Consider the following 20,904-nt stretch of genomic DNA (forward strand, 5'->3'; position numbering starts at 1 on the left):
TTATGGGAGGGTCCGTGGAACTCAGTCCACTCGACGAATATCCGATCCATCAGGCCCCGGCGCCGATCACCTGGCCGGCGACCTCCGACCGGAACTTCTACGACCGTTCGTACTTCAACGTCCTCGACCGCGAGGGCCGGTTCATGGCGCTGACCGGCATCGGCTACTACCCGCGGCTCGGGGTCAAGGACGCCTACTTCGTCGTCCGGCGCGGCGACACCCAGACCGCGGTGCACCTGAGCGACGCCATCGACGACGACCGCCTGCGGCAGAACGTCAACGGCTACCGCCTGGATGTGCTGGAGCCGTTGCAGGAACTACATCTGACGCTGGCCGAGACCGAGGGGATCTCCGCCGATCTGACCTGGCGCGGTCTCTTCCCCGCGGCGCTGGAGAAGCCGCACGACATGCTCACCGAACGGCGGGTCACCCTGCAGGCGTGCCGGTTTGCGCAAGTGGGCAGCTGGCAGGGATGGATCGATGTCGACGGGGAGCGGTTGACGGTCGAGCACGACACCAGCGTGGCGAGTCGTGACCGGTCGTGGGGCATCCGCCCCGTCGGTGAGTCCGAACCCGCGGGCCGGCCCGACACCGCCTTCCGCGGTATGTGGTGGCTGTACCTGCCGTTGGCCTTCGACGACTTCCAGTTGTTCCTGATCCTGCAAGAGGATCCCGACGGTCATCGCAGTCTCTACGACTGCACGCGGCGCTGGCGGGACGGTCGTGTCGAGCAACTCGACGGTGTGCGCGTCGCCATCGACTACACGCCGGGCACACGGATTCCCCGGGGCGCGCACGTCGAGTTCCTGACCCGTGCCGGTGACCGGGTGGTTCTCGATGTCGAGTCGAAACTGTTCGCTCCCATCGCGTTCGGATCGGGGTACGGCGGCGACTCGTCGTGGGGACACGGCACATGGAGAGACGGACCGTTCGCCGAACGCGTCAGCTTCGACCTCACCGACCCGGAGGTGATGGCGCGGGCGCCCTTCAGTCTGATCGACCACGTCGGGTCGGCCGTCTGTACGGAACCGGACGGCACCGTCCGGCATGGTGCCGGTCTGTTCGAGCACGGCGTCATCGGTCCTCATCACCCGTCGGGATTCTCCGACTGGACCGATGTGATCGGCTAGGACATCGACATGAAGATCATGACGGCGTTGTTCGATCCGGTCGGAGCGGTCGATCGCGCGCGTGCGTTGCAGGAGGCCGGCGCGTCGGGGGTGTTCACCTTCGAAGGTCCGCACGACGTGTTCACGCCGCTCGCGCTCGCGACAGCGGTCGACGGGCTCGACATCATGTCGAATGTGGCGATCGCGCTCCCGCGCAACCCGATTCAACTGGCTCATCAGGCGAACGACCTGCAGCTGCTCAGCGAGGGACGGTTCATTCTCGGACTGGGTACTCAGGTGCGCGCCCAGATCGAGAAGCGGTACGGCGCCGAGTTCGACCGTCCCGTCGAGCGGATGAAGGAGATGGTCGGCGCCCTGCGGGCCATCTTCGCGACGTGGAACGACGGTGAACGTCTGGACTTCCGGGGCGAGTATCACCGGCACACCCTGATGACGCCGACCTTCGTACCCGGCCCGAATCCGTACGGGCCGCCGCCGATCTACCTGGGCGCGTTGGGCCCTCGGCTCACCCGTGCCACCGCCGAGGTCGCCGACGGTCTGCTGGTGATGCCGTTCGGGTCGAAGCGGTTCCTGCACGGCACGACCCTGCCCGCGGTCCGCGACGGTCTCGCGGCAGCCGGTCGGAGCGAGGACGACTTCGAGGTGGTGCCCGAGATCATCGTCTCGGTCGGCACGGGCGACGACGACCATGCCTCGACGCGAATGCTGTTGGCGTTCTACGGTTCCACTCCCGCATACCGGCCCGTGCTTGACGCGCACGGATGGGGCGACCTGCAGCCGGAACTCAACACGATGTCCAAACAGGGCCGCTGGCAGGAGATGGCCGGACTCATCGACGACGAGATCCTCCACACCATCGCCGCCTGCGGCACTCCGGCCGAGATCGCCGCACACATCCGCGACCGCGTCGACGGTGTGTCCGACCGCATCTGCCTCTACCAACCGGGACCCATCGGTGTCGAACCGCTGGCCGAGATCGTCGATTCCCTGACCGGTGACGCGAGATGAGCGCGAAGACAGTCGAATTCGAGGAGATCACTGACGGCCGTTACGGCGGCAAGGCGGCCGGGCTCGCACGTCTGCGGCGCCTGGGTCTCCCGGTGCCGCCCGGGTATGTCATCGCCGGCGTGTCGGGGGTTTCCGACGCTGCGACAGCACGATTCGACGAGATGGCCGCCGCCGGACTGACGCCGGTCGCGGTCCGGTCTTCGGCCGTGGGGGAGGACGGGGACGACCAGTCCTTCGCCGGACAGTACGACACCGTGCTGGGGGTCGATTCGGTCGACGACTTCGTCGCCGCGGTCCGCGCCTGCGCCGACTCCGTGCACTCGCGACGAGCGTCGTCATATTCTGGAAACGGCGCGGCCACCATGAATGTGGTGGTCCAGCGGATGGTCGATGCGCGCGCCGCGGGCGTGGTGTTCACCGCGGACCCGGTCTCAGGTCGACGGGACCTGACGGTGATCGACGTCGTCTCCGGACTCGGCGAATCGCTCGTCGACGGGACGGCTGCTCCCGATCACGTCGTGCTCGATGCCGACGGAACCGCGGTGGTCAACGAAACCGTTGCGGCGCCGGTTCTGTCCCCGGTCGAGGTCGCGGCGATCCAGTCCGGCGCCCGCCGGGCTGAGCAGGAGTGGGGCCGGCCGATGGACCTCGAATGGGCCATCGACAAATCCGGTGAACTCTGGTGGTTGCAGGCCCGGCCGATCACCACGCTGCCCGGTGACCTCAACGAGATGGACTCGCCGGTGGCCGGCGCCGACCATGTCTACACACGATGCAACATCGGCGAGATGATGCCGGGCGCGTTCTGTCCGCTGACCGCATCGGTCTCCGGATTCGCGATCGACTACGCGATGCAGATGGTGCAGGTGGTCGCCCGGGCACAGGAGCGATACGAGAAGCCCTGGCTGCAGGTGGGTTACTTCTACGGGCACATGTTCCTGAACCTGACCGAGGGCACGGCACTGAGTTCCGGCATCCTCGGGAACTCGCTGGAACAGTTCTCGACCTCGATCTGCGGGCGGGTCATCGACGAACTCGAACCCAAGCCGCCACAACCGTTCCGGCGCAAGCTCGGGAACACCATCCGGCTGACCTCGCACGCGCTGTCGGTCGGTCCGGCCATCCGTCGACTGCCCGGTGAGATCGCCGGGTTCGCGGTGCCGACGAGCCGCGACCCCCGGATCGTATGGCAGGAGCTGGAAGCCGGGGTCGCCCAGTACTGCGACGTCACCCTCATCCATGTGCGGTCGTCCTCACGTGCTGCCGTCGCGGCGAATGTGCTCGAGAGCGTGCTGGTCCGGCGCGCGGAGAAGGACGGCCGCACCGAGGACGACGGCAAGGCCGAGGCCGCCCGGCTCATGGCCGGCGCCTCGGAGGTGGAGAGCGCACTGATGCTCGCCGAACTCGATGCCGTCGTACGGACGATCGCCGCCGATTCCGCGGTCGCCGACGCGTTCCTCGATGCACCGCCCAACGATGCGGTCACGACGTTGCAGTCGTCCGACGGAAGTGTCGGCTCGGCCCTGCGGAGATTCCTCGGGCGCCACGGACATCGCGGGTACCGCGAACTGTGCATGCGCGACCCGTCCTGGGCCGATGACCCCGGTGGTCTGGGGGCGATGATGCAGGTGATGCTGCGTTCGGTCGGGACCCGGACCGTCGCGCGACCTGACCGTGCGCCCGCCGACCCGCACCCCGCTCGGGCGATCCGAGTCCTGGCCCGCCTGGCGCAGGGCGGCGCGCGCGGGCGCGAGGAGACGAAGTCGCGGATGGCGCTGATGGCCCATCGGCTCAAGCGCGGTTACCGGCACCTCGGCGAGGTGTTGGTCGAGACCGGGCGGCTTCCCGACGCCGATCTCGTCTTCTTCTTCGACCGTGCGGAGCTGCAACGGATCGTCGGCGCCGGCGACGTCACCGACCTCGTCGAGAGCGCGCGGAAGCGTCGAGAAGCGTTGTCGTACCAGGATCGGCTCGAGTTCGACGATGTGTCGGTCGGCCGCCCGTCCCCGCGCGTCGTGGCTCCTGAGCGGAATGTCGGCGATGGCCGGATCGTGGGTCGCCCGGCGGGCCGGGGAACCGTCGAAGGCGTGGTGCGCGTGGCGAAGTCGATCGTGGAGGCGCGTGATGTCCAGCGCGGTGAGATCCTCGTGGCACCCGTCACCGACGTCGGCTGGACGCCGTACTTCACCGTCATCGGTGCGCTGGTCACCGACATCGGCAGTTCGGTCTCGCACGGTGCGGTGGTCGCCCGCGAGTACGGGCTGCCGTGCGTCGTGAACACCCTGGTGGGCACCCAGGTGTTGCGGACCGGAGACCGCGTGCGGGTCGATGGAGATCGCGGGATCGTCGAACGGCTCGAGAGTCGTTGACGGGACCGGCCCTGGGCCGAGTCCGGCCGTCCCGGTTCAGTCGGCGACGGCCGGATACGCGTCGAGCATGAGGCCGGCGACCGCGCCCAGAGCATCGGTCCAAGCGGCGGTCATCTCGTCGGTCCACTCCTCACCCCCGCGCTCGGCCATCGTCGCGATGAGCGCACCGGCCACCCAGCCGTACATCTCGGGCGTCACGCCGAGGTCGTTGTGCCGCCGTCCCAGCGCGCCGAGCGTGCGTCCGAGCCACTCGGCGTCGTCGAGGTGGTCGAGGACCGCCGCGATGGCCTGCTGGAGCATCGTGGCCTGTGGCCGCAGATCGGCGCCGAACATCGGCCGGACCTCCGGATGTTCGGCGAACAATCGGTCGTAGAAGTCGAGCATCAACTTCTGTTCGTCGTCAATGACCAGGGAAAGGCTGTCCTGCAATACTTCTGGGTTCAACATGGTGGGGCTGCACCTCGTCGGAGTCGAGCGATGTGACAATGACACAGTGTCTGTATCTCTGTAACACCTAGCACGACGCCGGGCCTTGCACAGCGGAATGGCCGGACCGGTACAGATCAGGCTGACGTGGCTCGAAAGCCGGCGACCTCGCTGGCCGCATAGGAAGCGAGCAATCGAAGGCGTTCCGCGCTGGGGAAGCCGGGTTCAGCCGTGTAGATGTAGAGGACTGCGCCGGGGTCGGCGGTGACGGCGAGCTCTTCATAGGCCAGCGTCAGTTCGCCGACCACCGAGATCCCTGCCTTCTTGTGCTGCGTGGATCTGTTCTGCGGAACTCGCACGTCGGCTAGTTCACGACCGCCGGGCACCCTGGGTGGCAGCATGTGTCGACACGCCAAGGTCCCGCAACCGCCGGGTAGTACCCCTCCTAGTTCCTCCTATCCCTTTGAGGTGTGTTGTCACCCGACAACCGCCGTCGCCAGAACTACTATCGATCCCCTAAGAGGGTTGCCGAACAACAGGCTGGGCGCGAGGTGTTCTTAACGTCCTTCCCACAGTGGTGTTCTTCTCTCGGAAAAGGCTCGCGGTCCCTCCTGTGCATCGCGGCTCTCGTAGCACGCGACGGACGCATGCCGGGCGGCTATCAGGGCCGCCGATCTGCCCATCTCGGTCGAGAGCATCACAGTTTCCCGCCCGGCAGCGACCGATAGGGGAGCGTTATCGAGGATCGTGCGCGCCAGCCCGAGTGCGTGTTCCAAGAGTAGTTCGGGATCGACGACAGCGTTGACAAGCCCGATCTCGTAGGCGCGCTCTGCGGTGATCGGCCGTCCGGTGAGTAGGACTTCCATCATGATTCGCTGTGGGATCATGTGGATCAAAGGGGTTGCCCAGGGCGAACTGCGTCCGACGCGGGCTTCGGTGACGGCGAAGTTGGCAGTCGTGCTGGCGACGCACAGATCGCATGACTGCGCCAGCATCCAACCACCGGCATAGGCGATTCCGTTGACGGCCGCAATTGTTGGTTTGGTGAGTTCAATGGTGTCGTATGGCACGGGGAACATGTCGCGTGGTGGTATTGCCATCTCGGTGCGCACCATCTCGGTGAGGTCACCACCTGCGCAGAATGCCTTCCCGGCGCCGGTCAATATCGCGACCCGCAGTGACGCGTCATTCTCGAACCTGGTCCATGCCTCGAAGAGGCCGGCACGGATATCGGCGTCGAGGCAGTTGCGCGTCGCCGGACGATTGAGCGTGATGATCGCCAGACCGTCGACCGACGTGTCGAACAAGACTGCGTCGTCTGAGTGCTTGTCCATCAGTAACCTCGGCTCGCGATTTGGGCAGCGTGCCTTTCCAGATCTTCACGGAAGGCCGGGTGAGCAATCGCCGCTAGCAGTCTCGCGCGTTCGGCGAGAGTGCGGCCACGCAGGCAGGCGGCGCCGTACTCCGTGATAATCACATCGGCATCGCTTCGTGGCGTGGTGACGGGGCCCGTGAGTTGGGTTGTGATTCGACTGACGGTTCCGCGCTTCGCCGTTGATGGAAGTACGATGAGCCCCCGACCGGATTGTGATCGCGACCCGGACCGGGCATAGTCACCCTGTCCTCCGTTTCCGCCGACGTACAGGGTGCCGGTCTGTTCTGCATTGACCTGGCCGGTGAGATCGACCTGAAGTGCCGAATTGACTGTGACGAGCCGGGTCAACGCGCCTAAAGGCGCTGCCCCGTGGGTGTAGTCCGAGCTGCACATGCGTACGGATCTATTGCGGTGTGCGTACGTGTACAGGCGATCGGTTCCGATGAGAGCACCGGTAACCGTCACGCCCGTGTCGATCTCCTTGTACGCATTTGTGATCACGCCGCTTTCGATCAGATCGACGACGCCGTCGCCGATCATCCCCGAATGGACTCCCAGATCACGTCGATCGGACACCATCCGTAGGATGGCGTCGGGAACAGCCCCGACGCCGATCTGCAACACCGAACGGTCCTGTACGAACGAAGCTGCATGGGTTGCGATCGCCCGCTCGGTATCGGAGATCTGATTGGAGATCACCTGAACCGGTTGACGAGAACTCCGGACGGCGTGGTCGATAACGTCGGCGTGCAAATACTGTCCGAAGGTGAATGGCACCTGGTCGTTGACCTCGGCAACCACGGTGCGTGCTGTCCGCGTGGTCGCCGCAACATGGTCACTGACGAGTCCGAAGCTGTGTCGTCCGTCGGCATCAGATGGACTCACCTGGACGAAGGCGACATCGCATCTGATCGCGCCGCTCTCGATCAGTGGACCGATCTGACTTACATGGCACGGCACGATCTGAAGTCTGTGGGCGGCGGCGAGAGAGCGTAGCTCACCGATGGCTCCCATGCTCGACATCGCCAGCGACGTCGGCATTGACGGCGAGAACACTCCAGAGAAGCTGGTGGCAACGAAGATCGACACACCGTCAAGCAAGTGGTGCTGTTGGAACAGGGCTTCGATAAGAGTGCTGGGTTCGCCACATGCTTGGCCCACGACGATCTGGTCACCTGGTCTCAGGATCTCCTGCAGGTCAAGCTCTTCGACGGCTGATGGGCTCATCGTGACGGGGGATTTGTCGGCTCGTTCACGGAGAGGTCCGCCAAGACTTCGGTGGTGTGAGCACCCAGCCTGGGTGCCGGCCCTGAAACGGCCCCTGCCGTTAGAGAGAACCATGTCGGTGGGCCGGGATAGCGGATTGGGCCGTAAGGGCTGTCTACTGTGTGAAAGAAGCCCACGGCGTCGAGATGATCGTCTTGGAACAACTCGTCGAGGGAGAGAACGGGCGCCGCTGGAACCCCCAACGAGCGCAACAGTTCCAACCAGTCGTCGGTGTGGCGCTCCGCGAAGGTGCCGGCGAGCAGCGTGTACACATCGTCGATACGGGCCGCGCGCTGTGCCAGGGTCGCGAGATGAGGGCCTGCCCAGTCCGGTTGAACTGCTGATACGAAAGCGTTCCACTGCTTGTCGTTGTACACCATCGCCGAGATGTAACCGTCTCGGGTGCGATAGGGCCTTCGGTGTCGAGTGACCGCGCGCGGATAAGCTGCCGGCCCCAAGTCGGATTCGAACATGGCCCCGTTCGCATGTTCGACAAGCATGAAGGCTGCCATTGTCTCGAACATCGGGACCTCGATTTCCTGCCCGTCCCCTGACCGCTCCCGGTGGAAGAGTGCCATGACCGTCGCGTATACGGCCGTCATGCCTGCCACTTTGTCGGCAAGAATGGTTCCCACGTAGCCAGTGGCGCCGGTCAATTGGCGTTGTGCGTCCGCCATCCCGCATTCGGCCTGAATGGTGTCGTCGTATGCAGTGCGGTCTCGGTGCGGTCCTCGGCGCCCATATCCGTAGCAGTTCGTATAGATGATCGATGAATTTCGCTGGCGAACAGCGTCATAGCTGAAGCCGAGTCGGTCGATCGCACTGGCCCGCATCGAATGGATGAACACGTCCGCGTCGGCGATCAACCGATTCAGGTCACTGACTCCCTCTGGCGTTCGCAGATCGAGAACGACGCTTCTCTTTCCGCGGTTGACATTCGCGAACACTCCGGACATGCCGGGTTCCGGTCCGACCGAGATCCGTCGCGTGTCGTCTCCGCCGGGCGGCTCCACCTTCACCACGTCTGCGCCCATGTCTGCCAGGATCTGCGTGCAGTACGGACCCATCACCATCGCCGTCAGGTCGATGACTCGTACTCCAGATAGTGGACCGTTGTGTTTCATCACCCATCCTGATTAGTGGTTCTCGGACAGTGCGACCGTATCTGATGAAACCTTGTAAGGATAGTGGTATCAAGGAGATGTGCATCCAACAACGATTGCCCGAGTACTCGAATCGACACTCAGGACCAATCCGGAAGCTCCAGCAGTAGAGGCGAAGTCCGGCGTGTGGTCTTATCGTGAGCTGGATCGTGAAGCGACGCGTGCGGCCGGGGCGCTGTGGTCGATGGGAGTGCGGCCCGGCGACCGCGTCGCTGCCTGCTTGCCCAACGACCTCGATATCGTGGCGGCCTTCCACGGCGCCCAGCGCGTGGGTGCTATCTGGGCGGGGATAGGTGAGGCGCTGTCCGCGGAGGAACAGGGTGGTCTCCACGAACTGTGTTCCCCAACCGTCTTGATCGCAGGTTCTCACTGCGGCATCGACGCACCCTCGCGCGTTGATGTCGAGCAATGGACGACGTTGCTGAAAGAGGCCGACGCGCCGCCCCAGATCGAGATCGACCCCGATGCCCCCGCCGGGATAGCCTTCACTTCGGGTACGTCAGGACTCCCCAAGGCGGTCGTGCACAGTCAGCGAAACCTACTGTTGCCCGGCGCCGCGTTGGTGGCTGACAGGCGGTGGGGGACGGCGTTGCGCAAGGGCGACAGCTTTCCGATGACCATTCTGAACCTGATGGTCCTGTCCACCCTGTTGTGTGCCCAAGCGGGCGGTTGCGCGGTGGTCATGGATCGCCGCGATGTCGATGGAGTGGTCGACTGGATCGGGGCCGGCCGCGTGAATGTGTGGAACGGCGCTCCAGCGCAACTGTATGACCTTGCACGACGATCGAGTGCGGACCTCGGCTCGTTGACCGAGGTGTGGAGTGGTGGAGGGGACACGTCCGACTCGTTGCGCCGCGACTTCGCGAGAGCGCACGGGATCGTTCCGCGCGCGACCTACGGACTCACCGAGGCCCCGACCGTGGTGGCCATCGACCCACCAGGCGGGGAGTGGCGTCCAGGGGCAAGCGGTCGGGTCATGCCGCAATACGATGTCGCTGCGTATGACGATGAAGGCCGGCGTCTTGCTCCAGGGGAAACGGGAGAACTGAGGTTGTCCGGTGCCGCATCAGGGTCGTGGGCTGGACAGTGGACGCCACTTCTGGGCTACTGGCGTGACGGCACAGTGCACGATGACTCACGAGGTGGCACTGTTTCGACCGGAGACATCGGGCAGGTCGACGAGAACGGCTGGCTATCCGTGCTCGACCGGAAGAAGCTGGTGATCATTCGCGGCGGCGCCAACGTCTATCCGATGGAAGTCGAACGAGTGATCGCATCTCATCCGATGGTAGAGCGAGTGGCTGTGTGTTCGATCGCCGACGACAGGTTGGGCCAGCGTGTCGCAGCCGTTGTCCAGACGTCGATTGAGGACATAGATTTTGATGCGATCGCGGCGGCCTGCGGCCGGTCCCTGGCCTCCTACAAGGTGCCCGAGGTGTGGAAAAGGGTAGACCAGCTGCCGGTGAATGCCATGGGCAAGGTCGAACGTACAAGGCTCGCTACGATACTCGGTACTACTGAGCATCGCCCATCGGGAGCGCGGTGAGCGATGCCGTCACTCGCCGATCCGCTGAAGTCGTTCGATCTGACCGGCCGCGTCGCGATGGTCACGGGTGCATCGTCGGGGCTGGGCGCGGAGGTCTCCCGGGCCTTCGCGTCATTGGGTGCCGAAGTTGTTGTCGTGGCACGGCGTCGCGAGAGACTCGACGAACTCGCGGCGGAGATCGGCGGGTACGCTGCGTCTGCCGATCTCACAGAACCGCATGAGCTCGACGGACTTGTTCCGGAAATCGCCTGTACAGTTGGGGCGCCGGACATTTTGGTCAATGCAGCGGGCAATCGATTCGGTACCGGGCCGGCCGAATCAGAATCCCTCGACGAGATCAGGCGCACAATAGATCTGAACCTTGTGGCGCCGATCCGGCTGGCGCAGGCGGTGTTTCCACACATGCAGGCCAGCGGCGGCGGTTCGATCATCAACGTCTCGTCGATCAGCGGAAGCGTCGGCATTCCCGGCATTCCGCAGGCGTCCTACGCCGCGAGCAAGGCCGGGTTGTCTGGTCTCACGGCCGAACTCTCGGTGCAATGGGCTCGGCATTCGATTCGAGTGAACACTGTGGCGCCGGGGTTCTTTCGGAGCGAGATCACCGACAGCCTGTACGAAGACGAGCGTGGACGGGCCTTTCTGCGACGAAACACACCGCTGCCGATCGACGCGAGCGCATCGGATCTGGTGGGCGCGATCATCTGGCTCGCTGGGGAAGCAGGCCGCTTCGTCACCGGTCAGACGATCGTCGTGGACGGTGGTTGGACCGCGAGATGACGTAAGGGCTCGAGAGGCAATTCGTACGTTCAGTGATCAATCGGGGAATGCAGGTCGACATGCACGAAACAACTGGAAACAATGAACTCCACGGTCCAGCAGCGGATGAGCAGGCAGACGGCGACGAGTTCGCCGTACTCTGCCCGCCATGTCGCCGATCGGGACGATGCCGAATGGGCATGCGGCGCGAGACCGCCGGCGATGACGGTCAATCAATCGACTACGAACTGATATGTGGTCCCGAGAACGAGGGCGGACCCGGTGTGGCACACGGTGGTTGGATTTCCGGTGTTTTTGTGGAGATCGTGGGTCACCTTCCGCTACACATGGATCAGTTGGTCGTCACGGGTGCACTGAGTGTTACCTACCTGAAGCCGGTCCCGATCGGCCGACCACTGACCGCGCGAGCGTGGCTCGCCGAGCGTGCTGATGGCAAGTGGACGGTGCGAGCGACCATACGTCTCGCGCTGACAGGAACCGAATTGGCGAATGCCACCGCGACTCTCGTCGAGCGCGAGATGAGTCATTACGAACGTACCCAGCGTTGGCTGACCAGCGAAGAGGAGAAGTCCCATGGCGTTGCGTGATGTTGCTGTTGTCGGGGTGTATGCCACCGAGCAAGCCCGGCGACTTCCGCACAGAACAGGTCTCGATCTGGCGCAAGAGGCAGTCCTCGGTGCGATCGCAGACGCGGGTCTCCGGCCAGACGAGGTGGACGGAGTGGCCGCTGACTGGCCCGGGCCGGGCGGGACGGTAGATGAGAGTGCCTCGTGGGCCAGAGTTCTGGGGAGAACGCTTAGTTGGGTGGGTGACGGGATGCTGGACACCGCGGGTGCGCGCGGGGTGCTGAAGGCGGCGGCCGCCATCTCTTCGGGACTCTGCGACATCGCGGTGGTCGGCGGTGGTATGGCGGGCAAGTTCGGTGGAGGTCGCGGACCGGTCGGTGCCGCCGTCGACCCAGTCGAGTTCGTCGACGTCTGGGGCGCCTACTCGGTTCCGCTGTTCGCCCTGGTCGCACAGGGTCACATGCGGAGGTTCGGTACCACCGCAGAACAACTCGCGACCGCGGCAGCAACGATCCGGAGCAACGGGTCCAAGAACCCTGAGGCGATGATGTTCGGAAAAGGGCCCTATACGCCCGAGGACGTTCTCGCCTCGCCGATGGTCGCGACGCCCTTTCACCTTCTTGATGTGTGCCTGACCGGTGAGGGCGGTGCCGCTGTGGTCCTCACCTCGAGCGAACGTGCACGCGACCTGCCCCATACCCCTGTCAGAGTCCTTGGAGCCGGCATGGAGTTCGCGGGCAATCACGGGATGCCACCAGTTGACTATGAGTCTGTCGGTCGCCTCGGTGTCCAGGCGGCCGAACGGGCGTGTGGACTGGCCGGTATCGCGGCGGCCGAGGCCGATGTATTCGAACTCTACGACCCCAATTCCTTCGAGCTGATTCGCCAACTCGAGGTGATCGGCTTGTGCGAGGAAGGCGAGGGTGGCGCATTCGTCGAGGCCGGTTCGATCGCGCTCGACGGCCCGTATCCGACGAATCCCGAAGGCGGATGTCTTTCGCACTCGTGGAACGGGACTCAACACATGACGCTCAAAGTTGCGGAGGCGACCAGACAACTTCGCGGCACGGCCGTCAATCAGCTTCCCGCGCCCGAGTTGGCTGTCGTCGCGAACGCCGGCTCCGGAACCAGGCACTTCGAGACGCTCGTACTCGGAAAGGACTGACATGTCGATCTCAGTTCCGGCATCGACCGAACTGTCGGCCGAGTATTGGTCGGCGGCCGCGGATCACCGACTCGTGGTCCCCAACTGCGAACAGTGCGGATCGAGATTCTTCCCGCCGGAACGGTTGTGCCCGGCGTGCCGATCGGCGCGGTGGACCTATACGGAGAGCTCCGGCATCGCAGTAATCCGCAGCCACACCGTTGTGTTTCGGGCACCCACGGCAGATTTCGTGACCCCATACATCGTCGCAGTTGTCGAGGTCGACAACGAGTGGACGATGTTGACCAACATCATCGGCAGTCCGCCCGACGCCGTTGTCGATGGCATGTCCGTGGTGGTGACCTTCGTCGATTGCGATGGTGGGGCGTTGCCGTGCTTCGCGCCGGCAGCGATGGATCGCGAGGTCGCGCGGTGATGGCTCACGGTTATGACGTGCCCACTGACCTGCCTCTCACCGGGCTCTTTGTCCTCGATCTGACTAGAGGGCGTGCGGGTCTGTCGGCTCGGCTCTTCGCGGATCTGGGGGCTGATGTGCTGCGAGTGATGGAACCCGATTCCACGAGGTTCGGCGACGCGCACACGGAGATCGTCGAGCAGGTGTACAACGTCAACAAGCGTTCCAGGCCGATAGATTTTGATAGCGCCGACGACATCGCTGCACTCGACGGCATGCTCCGGACGTGCGATGTGGCTTTCAATGAGGGCGAGACATCACTTCCTGCGGTGTTGGGCCTGACCGAGGACGAGTTCCGCTCACGCTTCCCGCGGCTTGTGACGGTGACGACCTCACAATTCGGTAGCACGGGGCCCTATAGTCGCTGGACGGGAACGGACGCGGTGCACAGCGCTCTGAGCGGGTATCTTTCCCGTTCGGGACTGCCCGGGCATCCACCGAAGATACCTCCGGCGGCGTTGCCGACGCAGACAGCGGCCATCGTCGCGGCGTGGGCGGGTCTCTTGGCTTATCACAATCGCCTTGTCACCGGGAGCGGAGATGACGTAGAGGTGTCGGTGCTCGAATCCGCGGTACAGGTGCTGGACCCCGCGTACGGAATGGCTGGCTCGGCGACCAGCGGCGTGCCGACCGTCGACGGTCCACGCGGAAGACCGGCGGCCGGCCACCTGTACCCGATCTTCCCGTGCGTGGACGGCCACGTCAGGCTGTGCATTCTCAAGCCGCGGCAATGGCAGGTGCTCTTCACATGGATGGGCAGTCCTGATGAGTTCGCCGATCCGGGGCTCTCGGACATGGCTGCTCGATTCGCGATTGCCGACAGTCTCTACCCGGCGATCGGTCGTCGGCTCGCTGGCCGCCGGCGTCAAGAGGTGGTCGAGGAGCTCCAAAGACTCGGTGTTCCAGCGGCGCCCGTGCTCGACCTCGCCGAAGTGCTGGGTGCAGAGCATTTTGCCGAGCGTCGAGTCTTCACGAGCGTCTCGTCGTGTCTCGGGGACATGTCGGTGCCGGATTCCTTCCTACGAATCGACGGGCAGCGCGTAGGGATTCGTCCAGCGACAGATGGGTTCGATACGTCCGTCCTCGGTGATCGTCCCAATGGAGATCGTCGCGAGTTCTCGGCCTCCGAACCGACAGCACCGCAACGCCGTCCCCTCGAAGGGGTTCGCGTGCTCGACCTCGGGGTGATCGTGGTGGGTGGAGAGACCGGTCGTCTGCTTGCCGACATGGGTGCCGAGGTGATCCGAGTGGAGAGCGCGGCGTTTCCTGATGGATCGCGGCAGTCATTGACCACGGAGCGGATAAGCCCGGTCTTCGCTTGGGGTAACCGAAACAAGGTCAGCCTGGGTCTGGACCTTCGAGCCGAACGCGGCAGAGAGTTGTTCCTGGAATTGGCTAGGACTGCCGACGTCGTCTTGTCGAACTTCAAGCCGGGCACCATGAACAAGCTGGGCATCGGCACCGACGAACTCCTGCGTGTGAATCCACGACTGGTCATCGCCGACTCGAGCGCATTCGGATGCGACGGCCCGTGGGGACAGCACCTGGGTTACGGCCCATTGGTCCGGGCGGCAACCGGCTTCAGCTGGCTATGGCGCTACAACTCAAGCGATCCCGACGGTTCGAACGTCGGCGGCTACTGCGACGCATCGACAATCTATCCAGATCACGTGGCCGCGCGAGTCGCCGCCTTCGGGATCGTCGCGTTGCTGGTGCGTCGTCATCGCACACGCAGCGGCGGAACAGTGAGCGTGTCACAAGCAGAAGTCATCCTCGCGCAGAACGCCGATTTGTACGCGGCCGCGTCAGTAGGGTTGGCCGCCAACCCACCTTCGACCATCCGGGACGTCTTTCCGTGCCGAGGTGACGATGAGTGGGTTGTCATCGACATTCGTACATCCGGCGAACTGGCCGCACTCAGGACAGTACTTGCTGACGCGAAGGTCACCGTGGACAGTGCTGTGTCCACCGACGGCGATGTCGAGTCGCACGCTCGTCGAATCGAGGCCGACCTCGCCGCCTGGACACTGACTCGAACACCTCGTGAGGCCGCGGAGGCTCTGCAGAGCGCGGGCGTTCCCGCCGCACAGATGAACCGGCTCACGGAACTACTCGACGACGAGCATCTGCGTGCCCGCAAAGCGTTCAGGATGGCGCACCACCCGCACATTCGGCGCCCCATGCCCAGCGAGAACACGCCAGCGCACTTCCGGCGGATCCCCGATGTCCGGCTCGAACCCGCGCCGCTGTCCGGCGAGCACACAAGAACAATCGTTCATGACCTGCTGGGGCTCGACGATCAGGAGGTGGACTCGTTGATCGACGCGGGTGTATTGCACGAGACCATCGTGTCCAGGCCTCACGATCCGTCGCAACGATGAGTGCGGACTGCTCACACCCCGTACGCTTCGGCAACTCGTCTTCGATGCGCCGACAGCGAACCGAACAGGCTCCGATTGAGGATCGCCCGCTTCAGATACCGGTGAAGACCGCTCTCCCAGCTGTACCCGTATGCTCCGTGCAATTGCACCGCTTTACCAGCTACCTGGACACCCGTGACCGACGCGGACACCTTGGCCATGGAGACAGCTCGGCTCGCCCCAGGCAATCGATCGGAGACAAGCTCGGTGGCCTCGTCGACAAGACCCCGCGCCAGCGATATCTGAACGAACATGTCTGCGCAAGCGTGCTTAACTGCCTGAAACGATGCGATCGGACGGCCGAACTGCTCGCGCGCCGCGCAGTATGCGACGGTCGCCTCCAACATCGCCTCGCTCAGACCGAGGCTGTCCCACGCAAGGGCGAGCGTTGCTCGATCCGCGATGTGGGACAGAGGGTTCGAATCCTCTGAGAGCATTGGTATCACCGCGTCCGGCACAGCACCGGCCGCGTCAACCCGCCCCATCGTTCGAGTCTCATCCACCAGCGGCTGTTCGGTTATCGAGATACCCGAACTGTCTGCGTCGATGACGGCGATCGCCGGCCTACCGTCTGGATATCGGGCAGGCAGCAGAAGTCGATCTGCGGACATGGCGTCGAGGACCGAGGACTCGGTGCCATGTACCGACCACCTGCCGTTGCTGTGCACGAGATCGAAGGCGGTGTGCGGCTCCAAACTGTCGGCGGCGACGGCGGTGACATGCACCGACTCGGCGGCCTCGATCGCACCCGTCAGACGGTCTCGCTCATCACCGGGAACGCCCAGCTGCGCGAAAGCCACCGAGATCGATGCCACGGCGAGGAAGGGTGAACCGGCGCAGGCCCGCCCCACTTCGAAGAGTAAGACGGCCACCTCGCGGAAAGTTGCGCACTCACCGGCGTCACCCGGCAGTTCGAGGCCCGTCCAGCCGGCCTGCCTGACCGTGGACCACGGCAACCGCGTGATGTCCTCTGCACTACCGAGACCGGCGAGGATACCTCGCGCCACCGAGCGGAGTTCGTCGTGGATCTCGTACAGGTCTACGGTCATCGTGCGCCCCTCGGCTCACGAGGCAAACCCAGGCCGCGTTCGGCGATGATCGACCGCTGGATCTCACTAGTCCCGCCCGGAATCGTCCACTCCCACGATCCGATGAAGTCCAACACCCAGGCCCCCGACTCCCAACCTCCCGATCGCGACTTTCGTCGGATCTGCTGCGCACTCAGCGCGCCCACTTCGACGCCAAAATCAGTGAATCGCTGCAGGATTTCGCTGTAGGAGAGCTTGACCACCGACGCATCCGCCGGCTGGATTGTGCGGTCTTCGTGTTTATGCACGAGCTGGACGGCCAATGCTCGGACGCCGGAGATGTCCGTCTCGAGGGACGCCAGTCCATTCAGTACCACCGCATCGTCGATCAATCGGCGCCCAGAGGAGTCGGGTTGCACACATTGCTCGACCAAGCGACGGAAACCGACGTTGGCGAGTCGTTCGGTGAGTTCGAGCATCGTCAACCCACGTTCGGCCCCGAGAGTCTCTTGCGCAACCGTCCAGCCTGCGTTTTCAGAACCCACCAGGTTCGTTCGCGGTATGCGGACATCGTCGAGGAAGATCTCGCAAAAGTGCGACTCCCCGTTGGCCTGTCGGATCGGTCGGACATCGACGCCGGTCGATGTCATGTCGAGCAGAAAATACGAAATCCCTTGGCGTCGCGGTGCATGCGGGTCGGTGCGCGCCAGCAGCAAACACCAGTCGGCGTACTGCGCTCCGCTCGCCCACACCTTGTGTCCGTTGATCAGGTATGCGTCACCGTCGAGTTCGGCACGCGTCTTCAGAGCGGCGAGATCCGAGCCGGCGGTCGGCTCGGAGAAGGCCTGCACCCAGACCTCCCCGTCGAGGATCGCCGGAAGATGCTTCCGTTGTTGCTCCTTGGTGCCAGCAGCGAAAAGTGTTGCTGCGGCGTGATGAATCGCCACGAATGGAACCACTAGCCGTGGTGCGTTGTGAGCGGCGAGCTCCTGGTACAGGACGATCTGCTGCGAGATCGGCATCCCACCACCATGGTCGCTCGGCCAGTGCGGAACTGCGAAACCCGCGCGACGAAGCGTCTGGAGCCATTCCCTTTGGAAATCGACGAAGTCGTCATCAGAGGCGTTGGTCTGCTGACTTTCCCAGTCCTTCGGAATATGTTCGAAACACCATGTCCGTACCGCTGAGCGGAAATCGTCGAGGTCGGTCGCAATCGGCGGCGCCATCAGCGAACCTCGCTCCGGCGGCGCAGTGCGGCCAGTTGTCTGCGATGCTCGTCGGATTGCATCGTGGTTAACTCCGCCGCAAATCCCGCTTGTACGGGTCCGGCCAGGGCTTGGGAGACGAACATGTTGACAACGCGCTTCGTGGCCCGAAGTGCTTCGGTCGGCTGCCCCGCGAGCTTTGTCGCCAAGCTGTGGGCCTCCGCAAGCAGATCGTCGGCCGCAACAACTCTGCTGGCCAGCCCCAGCTCGACGGCGGTACGTGCGTCGATTGGGTCGCCTGTGAACAGGAACTCGCGTGAGCGTAGTAGCGGGGTGAGCAGAGGCCACAGCGCGGCAGCGCCGTCACCGGCGGCGAGACCCACACTCACGTGCGGGTCGGCCAGATGGGCGGTGTCGGCGATCAGAACGATGTCCGAGAGGGCCGCGATGCTGGCACCGAGGCCGACGGCAGGCCCGTTGACGGCGGTGATCACCGGTAACGGGAAGCGCAGCATCTCCTCGATGATCTGTGCCCCTTCGCGGATGCTGTCGTCTCGGGCCGCGGTGTCGGTCAGAAAGGATTCGATCCACAGCAGGTCGCCCCCAGCGCTGAAGGATCGACCGGCTCCGGTGACGATGACAACTCGCGCATCCTGGTCGGCGGCGAGCTGACGCCACACTTTTGCCAGGGCCGCGTGCAAGGTTTGATCGATCGCGTTGAGGTGGTCGGGACGGTTGAGGACGACAACGCGGATGCCGCCGTCGGACTCGACCCGCAACTCGGCTGGAAGGTCATAGGACATGTGCGTCACGCCCCGGCCGGCTCAGTGAACAAGCCGGCGATTCCGCGGCGGCCGACCTGCTCGGTCAACAATGCTTCGGTCTCCGACCGGCCGAACGGGAGCCGCCGGATGGACAGACTATAGCGTGAGAGCCAGGACAGGGTGGACTCGTCGCAGAATCCGGTCGCGCCGTGGATCTGATGGGCCGTACGGAAGACCAGATCGGCGGCCTCGACGGCTGCGAGACGAACCGCAAGCGCGTCTGCTAGTGCGTTGTCGTCATGATTCTGAATGCTCCACAGAGCATATCGCGCGAGAGTGTCAACACCGCGGTACTCGACCTCGGCGTCTGTGAGCTGAAACCTTACTGACTGGAAGTGGGCGAGCGGCCGGTCGAACTGCTCGCGCAGTAGAGCGTGCCGCTTGGTGAGATCGATCGCGCGCTCCATCATTCCGAGCAATGTCCAGCACGGCAGTACTATGCCCAGCGCGATCGCTCGTGCCGCGACCTCGATCTCCGGCCCGTCGAGGTCGAGTTGCGCAGTGAATCCCTCGGTCGGGGGTATCGACGCACCTGATCGTGCTTGCGCTTGATGCCCGTACCCATCGATGGTGACCGCAAGCCAGGTCATGTCGATGTCGGCGACCGGCCCGGCAGGTCCGTTGTCGGACACGACGATCAGCCCGTGCAGCTCCGGCGTGATTCGGCACAGCCTTTCAGCAACCGGGTACGGCAGTGCGACCATTCCACTTGCCCGGCACAGCGCTGCGGCCGCTTCCAGTTCAGTCGGGTCCTCGAGTGGTCTGAGATCGAAGGCACCCAGGGCACCGAGGGTCTGTTCGATACCATGAATACGTCCAGCCGGGTTCGCGGCGGCCAGCACCGCGAGGGAGTCGCCACCCGACGCGTCGAATGCTCGTGCCGCCTGAACGCCGAACTCCTTCGCTTCGTAGCCTAGGTCGATGTGCATCGCGCACCTTTCGGTTCTGTCGGCGTTGTACCGGTATCGGAGGCGATCATCCTGTCGGCAACATCGCACGAGCCAGTAGGATTTTCTGCATCTCGATGCTTCCCGATGCGACTGTCGACGCGTTCGCGTAACGCCAGTGATCAGCCACCGAAGCCTGAAAGAGCTGTGTTGCAGCAGTGTTCGAACGAGCAAACTGCGCGATCTCGGCGAGCACCACAGCGCTGTCCTGGTCGAGTCGGGTGACCGCGATCCGATACGCCGCCGCGTCCGAGGGGTCGATCGAGCCCCGCGACTGCGTCTCCACCACCTGGTAGGCGAGGAGCCGAGCACGCCGACAGTGCACCAGCGCACGTACCCAGCGCGTGTGAAGGTCGGGTGGGATCACCTCCCAACGCTCTGCGAGGGCCGACGGGGCTTCGATGAGGAGGCGTTCACATCGCGCATACCGCGCGATGCCCACTCGCTCGAACGCGAGGACATCCTGCACGATTGGCCACCCCGCGCCGACCCTTCCCAGGACGTCAGCCTCCGTTGCCCGGACGCCGTCGAAGAACACCTCGTTGAGGTGATGCGGGCCCAGCATGCTCCGAATGGGCCGTACCTCTATCCCGGGTGACGACATGGGAAGCAGGAACACCGTCAGCCCACTCTGCTTTCGGCCTTCTCTAGATGTGCGGGCCAACAGAAAGCACCACTGCGCCATACCGGCGTAGGACGTCCAGATCTTCTGGCCGCTGATGGACCACCCATCGGCGTCGGCATGTGCAGCAGTTCGAATCGACGCAAGGTCCGACCCCGCCTCGGGCTCGCTGAAGCCCTGACACCAGATCACCTCTCCGCGCGCGATCGGGGGCAGGAGCTTCTGCTGTTGTTCGGGCGTTCCATGCCGCATGATGGCCGGCCCGACCCAGTTGACACCCATGTACTGGGCGCCGCGAGGCTCGTGGCGGGCCCACATCTCCTCGCGGATGACCGTCTGCTCCCATATGGACGCCTCGGCGCCCCCGAATTTCTCCGGCCACGCGGCGCACAGCAGGCCCTGCTCGGCAAGAACGCCGCAGAAGTGTTGTGCCAGAGCCAGGTCCGCAGGGTCGTGAGTGAAGGCACCGAGAAAGTCCGGGGGGATCTCCTCCGCGAGCAGGTTGCGCAACGTTTCACGGAGTTCCACGGCATTGTCGCCCAGTGTGAAGTCCATATGGCGCACGGTACTCAATCCGTATAAGGATGGCAATGTTTGCAGGCCAAGAGGTGGG

19 protein-coding genes are annotated in these 20,904 nt (G+C 64.3%); 9 read left to right on the forward strand and 10 right to left on the reverse strand.

The genetic code is table 11. The features are described from left to right. The first annotated feature begins 14 nt into the window (after nt 1–14). Genes ACFVHY_RS14755 through ACFVHY_RS14765 form a run of 3 tightly spaced genes read left to right on the forward strand, consistent with a single transcriptional unit; the run spans nt 15 to nt 4,507 of the window. Nucleotides 15–1,130: a hypothetical protein gene (locus tag ACFVHY_RS14755; protein ID WP_390272994.1), complete on the forward strand. Its 1,116-nt coding sequence runs from the start codon at nt 15–17 to the stop codon at nt 1,128–1,130. A 9-nt stretch (nt 1,131–1,139) separates the two neighbouring features. After that, nucleotides 1,140–2,138, forward strand: a complete 999-nt coding sequence (locus tag ACFVHY_RS14760) for a TIGR03617 family F420-dependent LLM class oxidoreductase (RefSeq protein WP_390272997.1) — start codon at nt 1,140–1,142, stop codon at nt 2,136–2,138. After that, nucleotides 2,135–4,507 (forward strand): PEP/pyruvate-binding domain-containing protein, encoded by a 2,373-nt coding sequence (locus ACFVHY_RS14765; protein WP_390273000.1) that lies wholly within the window; start codon nt 2,135–2,137, stop codon nt 4,505–4,507. Before ACFVHY_RS14760 ends, ACFVHY_RS14765 begins: the two co-directional genes overlap by 4 nt. A gap of 36 nt (nt 4,508–4,543) precedes the next feature. On the opposite strand, the gene ACFVHY_RS14770 is transcribed toward ACFVHY_RS14765, so the two are convergent. The 5 genes from ACFVHY_RS14770 to ACFVHY_RS14790 form a co-directional block, all read right to left on the reverse strand. Further along, nucleotides 4,544–4,954 (reverse strand): globin domain-containing protein, encoded by a 411-nt coding sequence (locus tag ACFVHY_RS14770; RefSeq protein WP_390273003.1) that lies wholly within the window; start codon nt 4,952–4,954, stop codon nt 4,544–4,546. 116 nt (nt 4,955–5,070) lie between these two features. Continuing rightward, nucleotides 5,071–5,334: a hypothetical protein gene (locus ACFVHY_RS14775; RefSeq protein ID WP_390273005.1), complete on the reverse strand. Its 264-nt coding sequence runs from the start codon at nt 5,332–5,334 to the stop codon at nt 5,071–5,073. Between the two features lie 156 nt (nt 5,335–5,490). Further along, nucleotides 5,491–6,267, reverse strand: coding sequence for an enoyl-CoA hydratase/isomerase family protein (locus ACFVHY_RS14780; RefSeq protein WP_390273008.1), 777 nt, complete (start codon nt 6,265–6,267; stop codon nt 5,491–5,493). Then, nucleotides 6,267–7,535 carry an acetyl-CoA hydrolase/transferase family protein gene (locus ACFVHY_RS14785; protein ID WP_390273011.1) on the reverse strand — a complete coding sequence of 423 codons (1,269 nt, stop codon included), beginning with the start codon at nt 7,533–7,535 and terminating at the stop codon, nt 6,267–6,269. Before ACFVHY_RS14785 ends, ACFVHY_RS14780 begins: the two co-directional genes overlap by 1 nt. Next, entirely contained in the window at nt 7,532–8,698 is a 1,167-nt protein-coding gene (locus tag ACFVHY_RS14790) for a CaiB/BaiF CoA transferase family protein (protein ID WP_390273014.1), read from the reverse strand. Before ACFVHY_RS14790 ends, ACFVHY_RS14785 begins: the two co-directional genes overlap by 4 nt. Before the next feature lie 79 nt (nt 8,699–8,777). On the opposite strand from ACFVHY_RS14790, the gene ACFVHY_RS14795 reads away from it, so the two are divergent. From ACFVHY_RS14795 to ACFVHY_RS14820, 6 genes are all read left to right on the forward strand, one after another. Next, entirely contained in the window at nt 8,778–10,283 is a 1,506-nt protein-coding gene (locus tag ACFVHY_RS14795; RefSeq protein ID WP_390273017.1) for a class I adenylate-forming enzyme family protein, read from the forward strand. A 3-nt stretch (nt 10,284–10,286) separates the two neighbouring features. Next, entirely contained in the window at nt 10,287–11,060 is a 774-nt protein-coding gene (locus ACFVHY_RS14800; protein ID WP_390273020.1) for an SDR family NAD(P)-dependent oxidoreductase, read from the forward strand. A gap of 47 nt (nt 11,061–11,107) precedes the next feature. Further along, nucleotides 11,108–11,647 (forward strand): PaaI family thioesterase, encoded by a 540-nt coding sequence (locus tag ACFVHY_RS14805; RefSeq protein ID WP_390273023.1) that lies wholly within the window; start codon nt 11,108–11,110, stop codon nt 11,645–11,647. Nucleotides 11,648–11,864: 217 nt separating this feature from the next. After that, the gene (locus ACFVHY_RS14810; RefSeq protein WP_390273026.1) at nt 11,865–12,791 is read left to right on the forward strand and encodes a thiolase family protein; all 927 of its coding nucleotides are present in this window, start codon (nt 11,865–11,867) and stop codon (nt 12,789–12,791) included. A gap of 1 nt (nt 12,792) precedes the next feature. Beyond that, nucleotides 12,793–13,206, forward strand: a complete 414-nt coding sequence (locus ACFVHY_RS14815; RefSeq protein ID WP_390273029.1) for a Zn-ribbon domain-containing OB-fold protein — start codon at nt 12,793–12,795, stop codon at nt 13,204–13,206. A 17-nt stretch (nt 13,207–13,223) separates the two neighbouring features. After that, nucleotides 13,224–15,626 (forward strand): CoA transferase, encoded by a 2,403-nt coding sequence (locus tag ACFVHY_RS14820; protein WP_390273032.1) that lies wholly within the window; start codon nt 13,224–13,226, stop codon nt 15,624–15,626. Between the two features lie 11 nt (nt 15,627–15,637). Here the strand turns inward: ACFVHY_RS14820 and ACFVHY_RS14825 are convergent, their stop codons facing one another. The 5 genes from ACFVHY_RS14825 to ACFVHY_RS14845 all read right to left on the reverse strand — a co-directional run bounded on the left by ACFVHY_RS14825 (nt 15,638) and on the right by ACFVHY_RS14845 (nt 20,846). Then, nucleotides 15,638–16,621 (reverse strand): acyl-CoA dehydrogenase family protein, encoded by a 984-nt coding sequence (locus tag ACFVHY_RS14825; RefSeq protein WP_390273036.1) that lies wholly within the window; start codon nt 16,619–16,621, stop codon nt 15,638–15,640. Between the two features lie 89 nt (nt 16,622–16,710). Next, on the reverse strand, nt 16,711–17,919 hold the full coding sequence (locus ACFVHY_RS14830) for an acyl-CoA dehydrogenase family protein (RefSeq protein WP_390273039.1): 1,209 nt from the start codon (nt 17,917–17,919) through the stop codon (nt 16,711–16,713). Then, entirely contained in the window at nt 17,919–18,701 is a 783-nt protein-coding gene (locus ACFVHY_RS14835) for an enoyl-CoA hydratase/isomerase family protein (RefSeq protein WP_390273237.1), read from the reverse strand. The genes ACFVHY_RS14830 and ACFVHY_RS14835 overlap by 1 nt, the downstream gene beginning before the upstream one ends. Before the next feature lie 5 nt (nt 18,702–18,706). Continuing rightward, nucleotides 18,707–19,651 carry an acyl-CoA dehydrogenase family protein gene (locus ACFVHY_RS14840; protein WP_390273041.1) on the reverse strand — a complete coding sequence of 315 codons (945 nt, stop codon included), beginning with the start codon at nt 19,649–19,651 and terminating at the stop codon, nt 18,707–18,709. A gap of 46 nt (nt 19,652–19,697) precedes the next feature. Beyond that, nucleotides 19,698–20,846: an acyl-CoA dehydrogenase family protein gene (locus ACFVHY_RS14845; RefSeq protein ID WP_390273044.1), complete on the reverse strand. Its 1,149-nt coding sequence runs from the start codon at nt 20,844–20,846 to the stop codon at nt 19,698–19,700. Nucleotides 20,847–20,904: the final 58 nt, after the last annotated feature.

The sequence above is a fragment of the Gordonia sp. NPDC127522 genome (assembly GCF_042672305.1).
Lineage (GTDB): Bacteria > Actinomycetota > Actinomycetes > Mycobacteriales > Mycobacteriaceae > Gordonia > Gordonia hongkongensis.

Excerpts from the sequence above, each read along its gene's own strand:
- ACFVHY_RS14845 (WP_390273044.1), bottom strand. The coding sequence starts at position 20,846 with ATGGACTTCACACTGGGCGACAATGCCGTGGAACTCCGTGAAACGTTG.
- ACFVHY_RS14815 (WP_390273029.1), top strand. The coding sequence starts at position 12,793 with ATGTCGATCTCAGTTCCGGCATCGACCGAACTGTCGGCCGAGTATTGG.
- ACFVHY_RS14835 (WP_390273237.1), bottom strand. The coding sequence starts at position 18,701 with ATGTCCTATGACCTTCCAGCCGAGTTGCGGGTCGAGTCCGACGGCGGC.
- ACFVHY_RS14790 (WP_390273014.1), bottom strand. The coding sequence starts at position 8,698 with ATGAAACACAACGGTCCACTATCTGGAGTACGAGTCATCGACCTGACG.
- ACFVHY_RS14785 (WP_390273011.1), bottom strand. The coding sequence starts at position 7,535 with ATGAGCCCATCAGCCGTCGAAGAGCTTGACCTGCAGGAGATCCTGAGA.
- ACFVHY_RS14775 (WP_390273005.1), bottom strand. The coding sequence starts at position 5,334 with ATGCTGCCACCCAGGGTGCCCGGCGGTCGTGAACTAGCCGACGTGCGA.
- ACFVHY_RS14800 (WP_390273020.1), top strand. The coding sequence starts at position 10,287 with ATGCCGTCACTCGCCGATCCGCTGAAGTCGTTCGATCTGACCGGCCGC.
- ACFVHY_RS14760 (WP_390272997.1), top strand. The coding sequence starts at position 1,140 with ATGAAGATCATGACGGCGTTGTTCGATCCGGTCGGAGCGGTCGATCGC.
- ACFVHY_RS14765 (WP_390273000.1), top strand. The coding sequence starts at position 2,135 with ATGAGCGCGAAGACAGTCGAATTCGAGGAGATCACTGACGGCCGTTAC.
- ACFVHY_RS14830 (WP_390273039.1), bottom strand. The coding sequence starts at position 17,919 with ATGGCGCCGCCGATTGCGACCGACCTCGACGATTTCCGCTCAGCGGTA.
- ACFVHY_RS14805 (WP_390273023.1), top strand. The coding sequence starts at position 11,108 with ATGCAGGTCGACATGCACGAAACAACTGGAAACAATGAACTCCACGGT.
- ACFVHY_RS14840 (WP_390273041.1), bottom strand. The coding sequence starts at position 19,651 with ATGCACATCGACCTAGGCTACGAAGCGAAGGAGTTCGGCGTTCAGGCG.
- ACFVHY_RS14770 (WP_390273003.1), bottom strand. The coding sequence starts at position 4,954 with ATGTTGAACCCAGAAGTATTGCAGGACAGCCTTTCCCTGGTCATTGAC.
- ACFVHY_RS14780 (WP_390273008.1), bottom strand. The coding sequence starts at position 6,267 with ATGGACAAGCACTCAGACGACGCAGTCTTGTTCGACACGTCGGTCGAC.